The following is a 12,470-nucleotide window of genomic DNA, read 5'->3' as shown; positions in this document are numbered from 1 at the left end:
GCGCGATATAAGGCGGTTGCTGATCACAGGCGCGTCGTGCGAATGCACGCCTCTGGCGTGATGGCCGTCATCCGTTGGACCATCCGGAAAGGCCCACCACCTGGATCATGGCTTGCCAAGATGCTGGCGCGCAAGCCTCGTATGCTGGTGGCGACTGCATTTGCAAACAAGCTTGCCCGTACTGTTTGGGCGTTAATAACCACAAAAGAGAACGATCGAATTCCACCGCTGGCTGCATAAGCTTTGCACCATGCGTTGGAGTAAACCGGCAATGTGAGAAGGGCGAAGGAGAGTAAGGAACAACGGTCATAAGACGGGGTTGGGAAAACCAGATAGAAGCCAGGAGCTTTGTGCTCGCATCAACGATTTGGACCCATCCACGGACACCATACAGGCCAGCGGCGTGTGAAAGCTGCATATATAGGCCGGACACACGACTGCACTGATCACATGTTCTGAGCAATCTGAAAAACTTCTTGCATTGAAAGGGGCATCCACACACGGGTTCTATAACCCACAAAGGCGGCATTCATCCCTTAGTGGCAAAAGCCCCTTTGGCTTTCGAGAGACGGGCTGCCCAACATGACCTCAGAGACCAGAACTCTCGGGGGGCAAGGCCACAACCCTGCCCCCCGAGGCGCGCAACATCGGCTTTGTTTTTCAGTCCTATCCGCTGGAAATCCGCAGGCTGCCCATACCGGAAATTATGAGACTGACCGATGCGGCCCTATGCAAGCGTCTCCGAGGCACGCGCCGGGATTGGCCAGTATCTAACATTTTACAACCGACGCCGCCCACATTCATCGCTTGACGGCAGAACTCCCGATCAGGCCTACTTCAACCAGCCAATGGTCAAACCATTAGCCGCATAACCAAGGCGGAAATCCACTTGGAAAACGCCAGGCACCTGTTCAAACAAACCGAAACCCTCTGTCACTCGGGCGTCATCTGTGCCGCGCGGGTGCTCTGGACAGCGGGCGGCGCCGGTCAGCGGCCCCCCAACGCGACGCCGCTTTTGTTTCAAAGGGTGGGCCGTCAAATATCGGAGCGATACATATGACCCAGATCACATCTGCGCCTTTTGTGGTTTGCGATGTGGACGGCACCCCTGCAGAGTTTGACGCGGAACGAATGGGATGAGGTACATGCTGTCGAATAGCACAGGGATGATCTTGATGAACGATTGCCAAGGCTGCCTGTGCCCCTATGAACGCCCTGCGGAAACTTACTTATGGCTTGAAGAAAGACTCAAGCATGCTGGCATCAATATTGGTGGTGTCACTTAGCCCGGCTGCGTTGGAAAGCGCGCGTAATCTTTCGAGCGCATTGAGAAGATGTGATCTCATGGCGGTCCGTGCCCTTTCGGGGTCTTGCTGTTCAATGGCAACGACAATTTCTTCGTGCTCACAATGTATGCGTTGGTAGTATTTATCCTTATATTCCGAGGAAACAAGCTGGCTGAGTTGAAAGCGCGGAACGATAAAGGGTTTGAGAAAGCTCAGAAAACGAAAGATATGTTCGTTGTTGGTGGCTCGGGCAATCTCTAGGTGAAAGCTGAAGTCGTAATGGACATCCACATTCTTGGGATCCGCTGATAGAGAGTCCAGTTTTTCCATCAGGTCACGGATCTTGCTTGCGTCCGCTGCGGTGCGTCTTGTGGCGCAGAGTGCAGCCGCCTCCACTTCGACACCGAGCCGTAATTCCAGCACTGATATTGTCTCGGGGAGGGTGCTGAGGTTGTCTGCGTCAAGCTCGAACTTTCTTGTGGGTTGACGTTCGGACACGAACATTCCGCGCCCCTGATGTGACACCAGCAACCCTTCGGACCCAAGCCGCGCGACCGCCTCACGGACCACGGTCCGGCTTACCTCGAACTCCTCACAAAGCTCCGCTTCTGTTGGCAGGCGTTCGCCGGGTTTCAAGGTTCCCTTTGAAATGCGTTCAGAAAGAGCTTCTGCCATGCGAAGGGAGAGTGTTTTTCGTTTCTTCAATTTTGCGCCTGCCTTTGCTGTCGGGATTGCTTACGGCAAATGCACCGATAAAAAAAGCTGTATTCTTGCATTAAGGACATAGACGAAACCTTGTTGTTGGTATTTATATGCATATGATGTCATACAAATTAGTCAACGACTAGGGGCACAAAAATGCAAACGATCATGGTTACAGGGGCCACAAGTGGCCTGGGGCGCGCCTTGGTGGAAATTCTCTCCAAAACAAACCGCATTATTTGCGTCGGTCGGAACCAGGCCGCGTTGAACGAGCTGGCGACGCTGGAAAATGTCATCGAAACCGTGGCCTGTGATCTTGGTGATCCGCGCGATTGTCGTGAATTGATGGCAGGCCGTGACGTCGATGTTCTGGTGAATAATGCCGGTGTTTTACCATCCAGAGCGGGGTTTGTGGATCTGTCAGAAGATGCGATCAACGCCATGGTCGACGTTAATTTCCGCTCTGTTGTGCATCTGACCCAAGCTGCTGTGCGTGGAATGCAGGAGCGGGGGCATGGGCATGTTGTATTCGTCGGGTCAAGCGCGGGCCGTTTCCCGCATCCGGGCGCGACCGTTTATGGGGCCTCAAAGGCGGCGGTCTCGCTTTTCGCGGATGCGTTGCGGATCGAGCTGGTCGACCGCAGAATTCGTGTGACCGAGGTTGTGCCCGGACGGATCCGTTCAAACCTGTACCGTGAAGCAATCGGAAATGATGCTTCGGGCGAACTCTATGATGAATATGAGCCGCTTGAGCCACAAGACGTTGCCGAGGCGATAGCCTACGCGCTGCGGGCCCCTCGCCATGTCGACGTTTCGCGCATCGAGATTATGCCGATCGGGCAAGCCGTCGGCGGCGGTAGAACTGTTAAGAAAACAGAAATGAAGTGATCCCAATCTGGGAAAGATCTGACCATGGAAATGAAAAACCTGAATGTTGCTGTCGTCGGTGGCGCTTCTGGCTTTGGCCGCGAAATCGCAGTTATGATGAATGAGCAGGGCGCCAAGGCAGTTGCCGTAATTGATGCCAATCTGGAAGGGGCGCAGGCCACTGTTGCGCTGATTGAAAAGGCGGGCGGGACGGCTTTTGCAATCAAGGCAGATATCGCAACCAAAGAGAATGCCCATGCATCCTTTGATGCTGCGGTACAGGCGATGGGGCAGGTTGACAGCATGGTCAACTGTGCGGCGATCTATCCACGGGTGCCGTTGTTGGAGATCACGTATGACCAATGGGATATTGAGAACGCAATCAATATCAAAGGCACTTATCACATGTGTGTTGCGGCCATCAATCATATGAGGACACGGGTAGACGGTGAAAATATCGCAGGACGGATCGTCAACATCACCTCTGTCGATGCGTTCAAGGCACATCCGCAAAATGCCCATTATGCGGCGACAAAGGCCGCTGTTGTCAGCTTGACGCGATCCTTTGCAAGCTATGTCGCGGCCGATCAGATATTGGTGAACTCGGTTGCGCCGGCGGGTATGGCGACCGATCGTGTTCTTGAGGCCGGAACATTGCCGGAAATGGCAGCGGCTAATCCGTTGGGTCGTGGTGCAAAGCCGCGTGAAATTGCGGAATGGGTACTGATCGCCGCGTCGAACCGGAACACCTATATGACGGGTGAACAGATTATCGTTTCGGGCGGATATGTTTACGCCTAGGATTGTGGTCTGAGCATCTGGTACATGCAGAACCGCGCTATGTTGGCGCGGTTCTGTTCTTTTTGCGGGTATTGTCAGGAAGGGAGTTCCTAGACGGCAGCGGTGACGATCAACTCAATCAACATGCCGGCCTTTGCCATGCGGCCCTGACCGGAAGAGCGCGCGGGGGCATGTGCCATCGGCATCCAGGCATCATAAACCTTATTGACCTCATCAAAGTCGCGGACATCATCAAGCCACATCTGAATGTGCAGGATTTTGGTCTTGTCCGTCCCTGCCTGCGCCAGAAGATCGTCGATCTTGGCCAGCACTTCACGGGTCTGGTCCGCGGCGGATTGCCCTGGCTCTGCCACCTGACCTGTTAGATAGACGGTGCCATTGTGCGTTACGCCGTGGTGAACGCGGGTGTCAAAAGCATAGCGGGTGATATTCGTCATTTTTGATCCTTTCAAAATGAGTTGTACGGATGGCGCTTGGGGTTATTGGCGAATAGGATTGCCTTGGAGATAGGCGGCATAGGGGGCCTGCACGAGCCAACCGGCATCGACAGGCAAGGTAACTCCCGTGATCGATGCGGCATTGTCCGAACACAGAAAACTTGCCGCCTCCGCGATCTGTTCGGGTTCCACAAATGCGCGCAGGGCAGTGGTGGCTTTGATGGCCTCGGGATCTCGTTCCCCTGCTGCGATCTTGGCCTTTAACCCGTCAGACAGGGTATAGCCTGGTGCCACCGCATTCACGCGTACGCTAAAGGGACCTAGCTCGGCGGCCAGAATCTGGGTCAGCCCCAAAATCGCCTGCTTGCCGGGTGTGTAAGAAGGGAGTGACAGAGGCGCAAAGGATGCCAGTGAGCCGATGTTGAGGATGGCCCCGCGTCGCGCGTCACGCATCTGCCTGCCGAACTCTTGACAGGCGATGAAGGTGCCGCGGTAGTTGACGTTCCAAAGGTCAGCGTCTTGGTCAAGGGGTTGATCCAGAACACGCCCGCCGCTTTGCAAAATGCCGCCGGAATTTACCAGCACTGCAGCAGGGCCAAAGCGCCCATATACCGTGCTTGCGAGATCTTGGATCGTCTTGGCGTCAGCAAGATCGCAGGGAATGAAATGCGCTTGCCCGCCAAGTTGCGCGCAGGCCTCGGCCGTCATGGCCCCACGTTCCGCATTGCGCCCTGACAGGATGACAAGATCACCCTGTGCCGCAAACTTCAGGGCAATGGCGCGGCCGATGCCAGAGGTGGCGCCGATGACAACACAAATACGAGGATCAGCCATTGTTCTCCCCCGCGTCAGCGACTTTCAAAAATGTTGCCATGGCTTGCATTTGACAGTCCATCATGGGCTGCCCGTATTGCACGCGGCACCCGAGGGTCTTGGCATATTGCAAAAGGCGGGTCTCAGCTGGTTCCATGATGATGTCGACAACCGTCATATCCGCGGTCAGCCCTTCAACGTCCAAAGGGTAGGGGTCTGTGGTTTGCAATCCAATCGGGGTTGCATTGACGATAAGTGTTTTGTCGCGCGGATCGGGCACACCCGGGGCGGTGTCACAGGCGGGAAAGGCGGTTTTGACCAGTTGGGCAAGCTGCTTGGCACGACATATATCGATGTCATTGATCATGACCGATGCGGCGCCTTCTTCTGCCAGACAATAGGCGAGAGAGGCCCCCGCACCGCCAGCACCAACCAAAAGCACCCGCTCCCCCGCAATCGGGATGCTTGCTTTTTTCAACCCTTCGATAAATCCAACCCCGTCGAAGTTATCGGCGTGCCAGCTCCCGTCGGGCATCCGGAGGATGCAATTGGCCGCCCCCACGCGTTCAGCACGGGGATGGGCCGAGGCGCATTTGGCCAAGGAAGGGATTTTAAAGGGCACCGAAATTATCATGCCCTTAAGGTTTTGCATGGCCGTCAAACCCGCCCAGAATGTGTCAAAGTCATCTGGCTTGCAGGTGACGGGGACCATCAGGCTGTCCAGACCTTTGGATTCGAACAGATCATTGAACATCCCGGGCGACTTTGCATGAGCCACCGGGTGGGCCAGCATGGCATATATCTTGGCTTTTCCGCTTCCGCGCATGATCCCCACCTATCCGAGCTTGTGATTGGCGAGACGCTCTAGCGCGCGGACGATGCCGGAATGGTCAGAGGCAGATTCGCCATTGGCGGCGCAGTTGTTCATTAGCTCTTGTGTGGTTGCAGTGTTTGGCAGGCTTACGCCAAGCGTCCTTGCGTTTTGCAGGGCAAGGTTGAGGTCTTTTTGATGCAGGTTGATACGGAAACCCGGGTCCATTTTGCGGTTGATCATGCGCTCGCCATGCACTTCGAGGATCTTGGAAGAGGCAAAGCCACCCATCAATGCATCGCGCACCTTGGCAGGGTCACAACCCGCCTTTGAGGCAAATACCAGCGCCTCGGCAACCGCTTCGATGTTCAGTGCGACGATGATCTGGTTGGCAATCTTGCAGGTCTGGCCCGCGCCGTTTTCTTCGCCGACAAGGGTGATGTTCTTGCCCATAAGGTCAAACAGCGCCTTGGCCCGGTCAAATGCCGCCTGCGGGCCGCCTGCCATAATGGTCAAGGTTGCCGCTTTGGCCCCGACCTCTCCGCCGGATACGGGGGCATCCACATAGTCAACGCCTTTTCCCTTGAATGCTTTGGCCATCTCCTTGGTTTCGATGGGGCTGATCGATGACATGTCGATGACCAGCTTTCCGGCGCTTATACCCTCCAGAACGCCATCTGTGCCCATCAAGACCTGCTCGACATCGGGCGTATCCGGCAGGATGGTTATAACGACCTCACTTGCCTCGGCGACAGCCTTGGCTGTGTCGAGCACCTTTGCGTTCAAGCCCGTGGGCAGCGGTGATCGGTTCAGGGTGGTGATGATCTGATGACCGGCCTCGATGAGTTTCGCGGCCATTGGTGCGCCCATGACGCCCAGCCCTATAAATCCGATTATCATTGGCTTTTCCCTTTTTTGTATGAGTCGGTTCGCTGAATTTCCAGAAACCGGATAATAGCTCTCGACAGAATGACATCATACATCATACAAATTAAAGAGATGAATCGCGTTGCGCTTTCCAATTGGAGTTACCATGTAAGAAAAACTGAACAGTCTGAAACAGAACGCCATCGACGGGCAGGTCCAGATCGGGGTGTGGTGTTCGCTAGGTTCGGCGATGACGACCGAGATTGTCGCGGGGTCAGGGTGCGACTGGTTGCTAATCGATGGCGAGCACAGTCCGAATGATCTGCTTTCCATTACCGCCCAATTGCAGGCGGTTGGCGGCTACCCGGTTGAGCCGGTGGTGCGACTGCCTTCGGATGACAGCGATCTGATCAAGCAGCATATGGATGCGGGGGCGCGTAACCTGATGATCCCGAATGTCAGCAATGTGGCGCAGGCAAAGCGGATCATCGCCGCGACCCGATATGCGCCCGAAGGCGTGCGCGGATATTCGGTCGGGCACAGGGCAAACAACTTTGGCCGGATCAAGGATTATCATGCGAATGCGCATAAGAACCAGCTGCTGTTCTTGCAGATCGAATGTGCTGAAGGGCTGAAAAATGCGGCTGACATCGCGGCTTTGGATGGGGCGGATGTGTTGTTCGTCGGGCCGGGTGATCTTTCTACAAATCTGGGGGCCATGGGCAACCCGAATGCAGAGCATGTGCAGCAGGCCATTCGTCAGGTTATCGCGGCGGCGGCAAAGTCGGGCAAGCCAACCGGCATCCTCGCGCCGGTAAAGGCGGATGCCGACCGCTATATCGAGGCAGGGTGCAAGCTTGTTGCTGTCGGCGCCGACCTTGGCCTGTTGGCGCGCGGATCAGATGCTTTGATGGCGAGTTTCGGAAAGGCTTGATATGTCATATGCGGGAAAACAGGTTCGCGTCGGCGTTGATATCGGCGGGACGTTTACAGATGTTGCGATGGAAATCGGAACAGAGCTTCATTCGACAAAGGTTCTAACCAATTATACGGCGCCAGAGCAGGCCATTCTGGACGGGCTCCAGCGTGTTGCGAAACAGGCCGGTATCGAGACCGGCGATATCGACCTTGTTATCCACGGCACAACGCTTGCCACCAATGTGCTGATTGAACGGCGCGGGGCAAAAACCGCGTTTCTGACAACCAGAGGCTTTCGGGACGTCATTGAGATGCGCACCGAAAACAGGTTCGAGCAATACGATCTGAATATTGTTCTGCCCGCGCCCTTGATTGCGCGTGACAGCCGCTATGTCGTCGCCGGGCGGATTGGCGCATCAGGCCGCGAACTGGCACCGCTGGATGAAGCGGCCGTTGCGCGCTTTGCCTGTGATGTTGCGGCAAAAGGGTATGAAAGTATCGCCGTCGGCTTTGTGCATTCCTATGTGAATCCCGCGCATGAGGAGCGCGCGCGGGAGATCATCGCAGAACATGCACCGGATCTTAGCGTTTCAATCTCATCCGAAGTTTCGCCGCAGATGCGTGAGTTCGAGCGGTTCAACACTGTTTGTGCCAATGCTTTTGTAAAGCCGCTGATCGCAAGCTATCTCAACCGGCTTGTGGTGCGTCTTGCTGAAATTGGCGCGGGTTGTCCGGTGTATATGATCCATTCTGGTGGCGGACTGATCTCGGTGGATACGGCGGCAAGTTTCCCCGTGCGTTTGCTGGAATCCGGCCCCGCAGGTGGCGCGATCTATGCGGCGGATGTGGCAGCACGGCATGGGCTGAGGCAGATCCTGTCCTATGACATGGGGGGCACCACAGCCAAGATTTGTCTGGTCGAGGATTTCACACCCAAAACAGCCCGCACCTTTGAGGTTGCCCGCACTTATCGTTTCAAAAAAGGGTCGGGCATGCCGATCTCGATCCCCGTGATCGAGATGGTGGAAATCGGTGCGGGTGGGGGTTCGCTTGCGCATGTGGACGGGATGCGCCAGATCCGCGTTGGCCCCGAAAGCGCCGGGTCAGAGCCGGGTCCCGCGTGCTATGGTCGCGGTGGCGACAAGCCCGCCGTGACGGATGCCGATCTTGTGTTGGGCAAGCTGGATCCCGATAATTTTGCAGGTGGTGATATCAAGCTCACCACGCAAAGCTCTGTGGATGCGCTGCTTGCGCAGGTCGGTCAAAAGCTTGGTATGAATGCCGAGAAGGCCGCAGTGGGCGTTGTCGAGGTGGTCGATGAAAGCATGGCTGCCGCGGCGCGGGTCCATGCGGTCGAGAACGGTAAAGAGTTGGGTGATTTCACCATGATCGCCTATGGGGGGGCAGCACCGCTTCACGCCAACCGCTTGTGTGAAAAGCTGGGGATCAACGCGCTTTTGATCCCGCCGGGTGCAGGTGTCGGATCGGCCATCGGCTTTTTGCGCGCCCCCTTCGGATATGAGGCTGTGCGCGGCGCTTATATGAAGTTGAGCCAATATAACGCCGAATGGGTTGATGAGGTCCTTGGCGGGCTGGAGGCGGAGTCCGTGCGGGTTGCGCGTGACGGGGCGGGGGATGTCCCCCTAGAGATCGAGCGCAAAGCCTATATGCGCTATGTCGGACAGGGCTGGGAAATTTCGGTGGTCCTGCCCAATGACGGGCTTGGGGTGGACGGGGCATCCCAACTGCGGGGCCTGTTCGAGGCTGAGTATATCCGACTGTTTGGCAACCCGCTTGAGGGGCTTGATGTCGAAGTGATGAACTGGTCGGTGAAGGCGGCCTCTCGCGTGGCGGCAGTCACGCGGGTGGATCCTGTTGCCAAGGCAGGAACCGCACCAGTGAAACAGACCCGTCAGATTTTTGACGCCAAGGAAGTCGGGTATCTCGCGGCCTCGGTCATCAACCGTTCGGATATGTCGCCCGGTATCGCCGTAAGCGGTCCTGCGGCCATCGTTGAAAGGGAAACGACGACGATTGTAACCGCAGCCTATGAGGCGATCTTGCAATCGGATGGCTGTCTTCTGATTCAGAAAAAAGGAGCCATGGCATGAGCAATGATTTCATCGACGTTCACTTTCAGATCATGTGGAACCGCTTGATTTCGGTGGTTGAGGAACAGGCGCTGACCTTGGTGCGCACAGCCTTTTCGACATCGGTGCGTGAGGCTGGCGACCTGTCGGCGGGCGTCTTTGACAGTAGCGGCAAAATGCTGGCTCAGGCCGTTACGGGCACACCGGGCCACGTCAACGCGATGGCCGCGGCCGTTGGCAATTTCATCGAAGTGCTGGGCGAGGGCAACATCCACGAGGGCGATGTCTATATCACCAATGACCCGTGGAAAGGGACGGGCCATCTGTTGGACTTCACATTTGTCACCCCCTCGTTTCGGGAGGGGCGGTTGGTTGGCTATTTTGCCTGTACCGCGCATGTGGTTGACGTGGGCGGGCGCGGCTTTGGGCCAGATGCCAATGAGGTCTATGAGGAAGGGATCTTTATTCCGATCATGAAGTTCGCCGCGCGCGGCAAGCTGAACCGGGATCTGATCAATATCCTGCGTCACAATGTCCGGGAGGCGGATCAGGTCATCGGCGATCTGCATTCCTTGGCCGCGTGTAACCATATTGGCCATCTGCGCCTAATGGAAATGATGACCGAGTTTGAACTGGAGTCGCTGGACGCGTTGCGTGACTTCATCTTTGAAAACAGTCGCGCCGCCACATTGGAAAAACTCGCGGCCCTTCCTGCAGGGTCTTACAGCAATGATATGACCGTGGATGGCTATGACAAGCCGGTACATATGAAGGTGCGGCTGGATGTCTCTGCCAAGGGGGTACATGCCGATTTTGACGGCACCTCGGGGCAAAGCGCTTTGGGTATCAACGTCCCGCTGATCTATACGCTGGCCTATTGTGGATACGGGTTGAAATGCGCTTTGGCGCCCGAGATCCCCAACAACCACGCCTCGTTGGAGCCCTTCACCGTCAGCGCGCCCGAAGGCTGCATTTTGAACGCGCTACATCCGGCACCGGTGGCGGTGCGCCATGTGCTGGGCCATTTCATTCCCGACACAGTGCTGGGGGCCGTGTCGCAATTCCTGCCTGATGTTGCCCCGGCCGAGGGCGCAAGCGCCTTGTGGAATATCCAGATATCGGCACGGCCTATCGAGGGCGCGCAGGCAGCCCCCGGAGAGCGTTTGCAATCGTCAGAGATTTTGATGTTCAACTCTGGCGGCTCAGGCGCACGGCCCACATTGGACGGGCTGAATGCCACGGCATTTCCATCCGGTGTTCATGCCATGTCGGTTGAGGCAACCGAGCAGACCGGCCCGATTACGGTCTGGCGCAAAGAGTTTCGCGAAGGGTCCGGCGGGGCAGGTCGTCTGCGTGGCGGGCTTGGTCAGGTTGTGGAAATCAAAGCCAATGAGGGGCATGAGTTCTGGATCAAGGCGATGTTTGATCGTGTCGAAAATCCTGCCCGTGGACGGCAGGGGGGGCTTTGTGGTGCCGCCGGGACGGTCGGGCTGGACGATGGCACAAAGATGAGGCCCAAGGGCCGCCAGAAAGTGCCGGCTGATCGCACGCTTGTTCTTGAATTGCCCGGCGGCGGCGGCTTCGGCAACCCGTCGGAACGGCCGGAGGCGGACATCCGGCGTGACGTGACGCTTGGCTATATTTCGCCAGAACAAGCGAAAAAGGATTATGAAACATGAGCTTTGAGGCAAGCCGGATCAAATTGATCAAACCTTCCCCTGCAATTACGATCTCGACGGCGGCAAAGGCGATGAAGGCGGCGGGTGAGCCGGTGATCGACCTGTCGATTGGTGAGCCGGATTTTGATACGCCGGAAAATATCATCGAGGCGGCCTATGCCGCGATGAAGCGGGGCGAGACACGCTATACCGCGCCTGACGGGACGCCCGCGTTGAAAGATGCGGTCATCGAAAAGTTCCGCCGAGAGAACGGTCTGGCGTTTGCGCGCGAAAACATCACTTGTGGCAATGGGGCCAAACAGGTGATCTTTAACGCGCTGATGGCGACACTAGAGCCGGGCGACGAGGTGCTTTGTCCGGCACCCTATTGGGTGAGCTATACCGATATGGCATTGCTGTTGGGCGGTGTTCCCGCGGTTGTGGGATGCGATATCAGCAACGGTTTCAAACTGACGCCTGAGTTGCTTGAGGCCGCGATCACTCCCAAGACGCGCTGGATTTTGATCAACACCCCGTCCAACCCCTCGGGCGCGGCCTATACCGCAGCAGAGCTGCGTGCGCTGGGTGATGTTCTGGCGCGCCACCCTCGGGTGCTGATCCTGTCTGATGAAATCTATGAGCAGATCTGGTACGCGGATGCGCCGTTCACCTCTTTTGGCGTGGCCTGCCCCGAGCTTGCAGACCGCACGGTGATCGTGAACGGCGTTGCAAAAGCCTATGCCATGACGGGTTGGCGTATCGGCTATGCTGCGGCCCCCGCTGCGCTTGCCAAGGTGATGAGCAAGATCCAGTCACAATCGACATCAAACCCATGTTCAATCAGTCAGGCGGCGGCGATTGAGGCGCTTACCGGCCCGCAAGACTATGTAAAAATGGCACGAACAGAGTTTCGGGCACGGCGGGATTTGGTCATTCCCGGTTTGCGCGCGATTGAGGGCGTTGAGGTGCTAAGCCCTGATGGGGCCTTTTATGCCTTTCCGCATATGGCCAGTTTTATCGGACGACGCGGCCCTGACGGAAAGCGGATCGAGACCGATACCGATTTGACGGGCTATCTGCTCGACGCGGCGAAAGTGGCCGGTGTGCAGGGTGCTGCATTCGGTTTGTCCCCCTATTTCCGCATGTCTTACGCGCTTGGGCAGGATGACCTGAAAACGGCAATCTCGCGCACATCTGACGCGCTTGGGGCACTTGATTAA

At 56.7% G+C, this 12,470-nt stretch carries 11 protein-coding genes and 2 pseudogenes; 8 read left to right on the top strand and 5 right to left on the bottom strand.

Annotated features, from left to right (window positions below):
• Together AKU94_RS20370 and AKU94_RS19155 are read left to right on the top strand one after the other, a co-directional pair.
• Positions 1-240 (top strand): annotated as a pseudogene (locus AKU94_RS20370) (IS110 family transposase); the annotation flags it as partial.
• Positions 241-719: 479 nt separating this feature from the next.
• A pseudogene (locus tag AKU94_RS19155) lies at positions 720-872 on the top strand (integrase core domain-containing protein); the annotation flags it as partial.
• A gap of 357 nt (positions 873-1,229) precedes the next feature.
• Here the strand turns inward: AKU94_RS19155 and AKU94_RS08410 are convergent.
• Complete coding sequence (locus tag AKU94_RS08410; RefSeq protein ID WP_083445002.1) at positions 1,230-1,991, bottom strand: FadR/GntR family transcriptional regulator; 762 nt, start codon at positions 1,989-1,991, stop codon at positions 1,230-1,232.
• A 153-nt stretch (positions 1,992-2,144) separates the two neighbouring features.
• Between AKU94_RS08410 and AKU94_RS08405 the strand changes: the two genes are divergently transcribed.
• Together AKU94_RS08405 and AKU94_RS08400 are read left to right on the top strand one after the other, a co-directional pair.
• Positions 2,145-2,876, top strand: a complete 732-nt coding sequence (locus AKU94_RS08405) for an SDR family oxidoreductase (protein WP_050526846.1) — start codon at positions 2,145-2,147, stop codon at positions 2,874-2,876.
• A 24-nt stretch (positions 2,877-2,900) separates the two neighbouring features.
• Positions 2,901-3,656 carry an SDR family NAD(P)-dependent oxidoreductase gene (locus AKU94_RS08400; RefSeq protein WP_198144874.1) on the top strand — a complete coding sequence of 252 codons (756 nt, stop codon included), beginning with the start codon at positions 2,901-2,903 and terminating at the stop codon, positions 3,654-3,656.
• A gap of 89 nt (positions 3,657-3,745) precedes the next feature.
• Here AKU94_RS08400 and AKU94_RS08395 read toward each other — a convergent pair whose 3' ends face one another.
• Genes AKU94_RS08395 through AKU94_RS08380 form a run of 4 tightly spaced genes read right to left on the bottom strand, consistent with a single transcriptional unit; the run spans position 3,746 to position 6,617 of the window.
• Entirely contained in the window at positions 3,746-4,093 is a 348-nt protein-coding gene (locus AKU94_RS08395; protein ID WP_050526845.1) for a RidA family protein, read from the bottom strand.
• Between the two features lie 42 nt (positions 4,094-4,135).
• Positions 4,136-4,927, bottom strand: coding sequence for an SDR family NAD(P)-dependent oxidoreductase (locus tag AKU94_RS08390; RefSeq protein ID WP_050526844.1), 792 nt, complete (start codon positions 4,925-4,927; stop codon positions 4,136-4,138).
• The gene (locus AKU94_RS08385) at positions 4,920-5,732 is read right to left on the bottom strand and encodes a shikimate dehydrogenase family protein (RefSeq protein WP_050526852.1); all 813 of its coding nucleotides are present in this window, start codon (positions 5,730-5,732) and stop codon (positions 4,920-4,922) included. The genes AKU94_RS08390 and AKU94_RS08385 overlap by 8 nt, the downstream gene beginning before the upstream one ends.
• Before the next feature lie 9 nt (positions 5,733-5,741).
• Complete coding sequence (locus AKU94_RS08380) at positions 5,742-6,617, bottom strand: 2-hydroxy-3-oxopropionate reductase (protein WP_050526843.1); 876 nt, start codon at positions 6,615-6,617, stop codon at positions 5,742-5,744.
• A gap of 193 nt (positions 6,618-6,810) precedes the next feature.
• Between AKU94_RS08380 and AKU94_RS08375 the strand changes: the two genes are divergently transcribed.
• The 4 genes from AKU94_RS08375 to AKU94_RS08360 are packed head-to-tail and all read left to right on the top strand — an operon-like array spanning position 6,811 to position 12,470.
• Positions 6,811-7,518, top strand: coding sequence for an HpcH/HpaI aldolase family protein (locus tag AKU94_RS08375; RefSeq protein WP_269744961.1), 708 nt, complete (start codon positions 6,811-6,813; stop codon positions 7,516-7,518).
• Position 7,519: 1 nt separating this feature from the next.
• Positions 7,520-9,613: a hydantoinase/oxoprolinase family protein gene (locus AKU94_RS08370; RefSeq protein WP_050526841.1), complete on the top strand. Its 2,094-nt coding sequence runs from the start codon at positions 7,520-7,522 to the stop codon at positions 9,611-9,613.
• Positions 9,610-11,271: a hydantoinase B/oxoprolinase family protein gene (locus tag AKU94_RS08365; protein ID WP_050526840.1), complete on the top strand. Its 1,662-nt coding sequence runs from the start codon at positions 9,610-9,612 to the stop codon at positions 11,269-11,271. Before AKU94_RS08370 ends, AKU94_RS08365 begins: the two co-directional genes overlap by 4 nt.
• Positions 11,268-12,470: a pyridoxal phosphate-dependent aminotransferase gene (locus AKU94_RS08360; RefSeq protein ID WP_050526839.1), complete on the top strand. Its 1,203-nt coding sequence runs from the start codon at positions 11,268-11,270 to the stop codon at positions 12,468-12,470. Before AKU94_RS08365 ends, AKU94_RS08360 begins: the two co-directional genes overlap by 4 nt.

Origin of the sequence: Pseudorhodobacter aquimaris (assembly GCF_001202025.1) — a bacterium.
GTDB lineage: Bacteria > Pseudomonadota > Alphaproteobacteria > Rhodobacterales > Rhodobacteraceae > Pseudorhodobacter > Pseudorhodobacter aquimaris.
This window is presented reverse-complemented; position numbering and strand designations above follow the sequence as displayed.